The sequence below is a fragment of the Pusillimonas sp. genome, assembly GCF_035515275.1.
GTDB lineage: Bacteria > Pseudomonadota > Gammaproteobacteria > Burkholderiales > Burkholderiaceae_B > Pusillimonas.
The window spans coordinates 1-1,748 of sequence record NZ_DATJBQ010000118.1; the positions used below are offsets into that span (position 1 = coordinate 1).

A 1,748-nucleotide genomic window follows, 5' to 3' on the forward strand; every position below is an offset into this window, starting at 1 on the left:
TTCGACCAGGGGGGGTGTTAGGGGCCCCGCGAGATACGTGCGTCCCACGGCCGATAAGGCCGACAGCAACGCAAATTGCGTTGCCGAAAACTGTTGATTGCATAATGCCATCAGTAAAGCCACGAATGCGGCGGTACCCAGGCCGCCGCACAAGTTTTCCACCGCAACCACCACCGCCATGGAATAAAGATGCGGCGGCGTCACGGCCAGCACCCAATAGCCGAAATTCGAGACAGCCTGCAAGAGCCCGAACAGCATCAGCGACCGATACAAGCCGAGGCGGCTCATGAAGGCACCACCCGCCAACGCGCCCACTATCGTCGCCGCCAAACCGAATACTTTATTGACGGCCCCCACTTCAGTACCCGTAAAGCCCGCCCCACGGAGCAAAAATGTGGTCGACAGCGCCCCGGCAAATGCGTCTCCCAGTTTATACAAAACAATGAGAAGCAGAATGCTGAGGGCACCGGGGCGCTTGAAGAACTCCAGCAGCGGTTCCACCACCGCAATTGCCAGCGACCGGGGTCGTTGCGCAACGACTTCAGGCTCGGGCGCCAGCAATGTGGCGATGGCGCACAACGCCATGAATCCGCCCATCAGAAAATACGTATTTGCCCAGCCGAGCCACTGATCGGCCAGTACCAGAGCCACGCCTCCGGAGACGATCATGGCAAGCCGGTAACCCAAAACCTTCACCGCCGCGCCGGCTGCACGTTCCTCTTGGCGCAATACATCCGTGCTGTAGGCGTCGAAGGCAATGTCTTGAGTCGCGGAGAGAAAGGCCACCAAGACCGCCAGCATCGCCAGCAGCATGAGGCTGTCGGCCGGCGAATAGAGCCCCATGGCGGCAATCGTTGCGCCAAGGGCAAGCTGCGTAAAGAAAATCCAGCTTCTTCGGCGGCCCAGGATGGGCGGAGCGTACCGATCGACCAGCGGCGCCCATAGGAACTTCAGCGTGTACGCCGTTCCTATGAGTGTGAGAAAGCCAATATTCTGAAGCGAGACACCAGAAAGGGTCGCCCAAGCCTGCAAGGTGCCGCCGGTCAGAGCCAGAGGCAAGCCGCTGGCAAAACCGAGTATTAACAACGGGATGACGCGCGGACTGGCATAAACTCGGGTTAGCGAAGCGATGATGGGACCTTTGTCGTATCAGGCGGGAGTCTCGAAGCGGTACACCGCAAGGGTGCTGCGCCAACTGGGCAAGAGTTTAACTTCTTTGTTGCCATTGAATGTTGCCAGATGGGTGATCCCCAGGCGCAAGGCCAGTGCCAGGTCCTCGAAGTCTTTGAGCGTGCATAAGTGGATATTCGGCGTATCGAACCACTGATATGGCATTTCCCCGGTAACAGGCATGCGCCCGCGCAGTATCGACCACCCGTGCGGCCAATAGCCGAAATTGGGAAACGACACGATGCCAAAGCGGGCGACACGTGCCATTTCACGCAATATATGCTCGGTGTTATGCATGGACTGCAGGGTGCGGGACAAAACCACGGTGTCGAATTGCTGATCGTCGAACAAGGCCAGCCCTTCCTCGAGGTTCTGCTGGATCACCCGCACTCCCCGGCGTACCGAGGCAATGACCAGTTCGTCGCTTAATTCGACCCCGACCCCTGTCACATTCTTGTTATTCTGCAGATAGGCCAGCAGGGTCCCATCGCCGCAACCCAGGTCGAGCACACGACTGCCCGGCTCGATCCAGCTGGCGATACGCTTCAGGTCGGCGCGCACGTGCCGCGGTGCAACCG

Annotated in this window: 2 protein-coding genes; both read right to left on the minus strand. The window is 59.2% G+C overall.

The annotated features are described in order from the left end of the window. The coding region (locus VL003_RS08620) for an AmpG family muropeptide MFS transporter (protein ID WP_414708270.1) at positions 1-1,134 on the minus strand (1,134 nt) is incomplete at its 3' end. Between the two features lie 15 nt (positions 1,135-1,149). Next, positions 1,150-1,748 (minus strand): methionine biosynthesis protein MetW (gene metW / locus VL003_RS08625; RefSeq protein WP_414708269.1); only part of this gene is annotated, 599 nt, incomplete at its 5' end.